The sequence below is a fragment of the Microscilla marina ATCC 23134 genome, assembly GCF_000169175.1.
In the GTDB taxonomy this organism is placed as follows: domain Bacteria; phylum Bacteroidota; class Bacteroidia; order Cytophagales; family Microscillaceae; genus Microscilla; species Microscilla marina.
Genome location: NZ_AAWS01000121.1, coordinates 1 through 1692 on the forward strand (window position 1 = coordinate 1; position 1692 = coordinate 1692).

Consider the following 1692-nt stretch of genomic DNA (forward strand, 5'->3'; position numbering starts at 1 on the left):
AAATCTCAAAAACTCCCCCTCCCCCCCCTCCCCGAACAACGCGCCATTGTAGCCAAAATAGAGCAGTTGTTGAGTGAGTTAGACGCGGGCATAGCCTCGCTCAAAAAGGCGGAAACACAATTGAAAACGTACCGCCAAGCCGTGCTCAAAAAGGCGTTTGAAGGAGAACTGACCAAGGGGTGGCGTGCCCAACAAAGCGACTTGCCCACCGCCGAGGCTTTGCTGGAGCAAATAAAAGAGGAACGCGCCCAACACCACGCCCAACAATTGGCAGATTGGGCGCAAGCCGTAAAAGCTTGGGAAGCCAAGGGCAAAGAAGGTAAAAAGCCCGCCAAACCCAAAAAACCTAAAGAAGTAGCGCCTTTGAGCGAAGAGGAGTTGAAGCAATTGCCGAATTTGCCTGAAGGTTGGGGGTGGATGAAAATGGGAAACCTTGTTAAAAAGATACAAATAGGACCTTTTGGAAGTCAACTACACAAGCATGATTATGTCGAGCAAGGCATACCAATAATAAACCCAAAACATATCAAGGATGGCTACATTTTTCCTAGTGAATGTATTACAAAAGCTAAAGTAGATTCACTACCACAGTATATTCTTAATATGAATGATATAATTCTTGGAAGGAGAGGAGAAATGGGTAGAGCAGCTTTAATTTCATCTAAGGAAAATGGCTGGTTTTGTGGTACAGGTAGCCTTTACATAAGGTTTACTAATTTTTTTGAGGCAAAACTTTATGCTTTAATATTAGGTGAAAGACGAGTGATTCATTATCTCGAAAAAAAAGGTAGTGGAACAACAATGACTAATTTAAACTTAGGTATATTGAACAATTTACCAATACAAGTAATACCCCTCCCCGAACAACACCAAATTGTCCAAGAAATAGAAAGCCGGTTGTCGGTGTGCGACCAGGTAGAGGCAAGTATTCAAACAGGATTGGCGAAAGCTGAAGCCTTGAGGCAAAGCATTCTCAAAAAAGCCTTTGAAGGGCGTCTACTCAGCGATGCCGAGCTTGCCACTTGCAAAAATGAGAAAGACTGGGCACCCGCCAGCACTTTGTTGGCACAAATAGAAGCCGAAAAAGCCGAAGCGGAGGCAAAAGCGCCCAAGAAGACACCCAAGAGAACAAAAAAGAAGAAATCTGTAAAATAAATCCTGATTGACATGGCTATAGACCAGCAAAAATTACGAACCTTGTTGATTGAGCGGGCGAGTAAAGAGCGTACCATTTCTTACGAAGAATTGAGCCAAGCGCTAGGCGTTGCCAACAATACCCCGCTATACGATGCCTTAGACCAGTTATCGCGTAGTGAACACGCTGCAAGCAGACCTTTGTTGAGCGCAGTAGTGATACACAAAGGAGGCAGCGATCAAGGCAATGGTTTTTATGCCCTTGCCGAAGAATTGGGCTTTGGCAAGAAGCAACAGCTCATAAAAACGCTTTTTGGTATAGGAGAAATTAACCAATGTTTTGATTATTGGAAAAACCAAGCCCTGAATGCTCAACCGTTTTTCACTTCGGCAGACATTGAATTGTTGGCAAAATGGGGTAAAACAGCTTATGATAAAAACAACCCTGCACATCAAACTGCCAGAGAACAAATAAAAGCTACTTGTTGGGCAAAATCGGTACACTTTGCCGAGCAAGTGTGCAACCAACTGGAGGGATTTGTGCTAAGCAAAAGGAAA

2 protein-coding genes are annotated in these 1692 nt (G+C 43.8%); both read left to right on the forward strand.

Going from position 1 to position 1692, the window contains the following annotated elements; all coding sequences use genetic code 11:
- Window positions 1-1155, forward strand: a 1155-nt coding sequence (locus tag M23134_RS37130; RefSeq protein WP_045115101.1) for a restriction endonuclease subunit S, incomplete at its 5' end; no start/stop codon positions are given.
- 12 nt (window positions 1156-1167) lie between these two features.
- A partial coding sequence (locus M23134_RS37135) for a hypothetical protein (RefSeq protein WP_002706296.1) occupies window positions 1168-1692 on the forward strand: 525 nt, incomplete at its 3' end.